Source organism: Pseudomonas sp. PS01270, assembly GCF_029959775.1.
GTDB lineage: Bacteria > Pseudomonadota > Gammaproteobacteria > Pseudomonadales > Pseudomonadaceae > Aquipseudomonas > Aquipseudomonas atacamensis.
The window spans coordinates 1-287 of record NZ_JASCPT010000296.1 but is presented as its reverse complement, the minus strand read 5'-3'; the positions used below and the strand labels follow the sequence as shown (position 1 = coordinate 287).

At 62.0% G+C, this 287-nt stretch carries 1 pseudogene; it reads left to right on the top strand.

The features are described 5' to 3' along the window. Positions 1 to 287 (top strand): annotated as a pseudogene (locus tag QMX86_RS28245) (glutamine--fructose-6-phosphate aminotransferase); the annotation flags it as partial.

Below are 287 nucleotides of genomic sequence, written 5' to 3'. Positions count from 1 at the left end.
GTGCAGATCTGGGACGTAAACGGCAACTCTGTCGAGCGCCAGACCGTGCAGTACACCGACGGTGCCGAAGCCGCCGACAAGGGCGAGTTCCGCCACTACATGCTCAAGGAAATCCACGAACAACCGGCCGTGGTCCAACGCACCCTCGAAGGTCGCCTGGGCAACTATCAAGTGCTGGTCGAGGCCTTCGGTCCACAAGCTGCCGAGCTGTTTGCCAAAGTGCGCAATGTGCAGATCGTCGCCTGCGGCACCAGTTACCACGCCGGCATGGTCGCGCGCTACTGGCT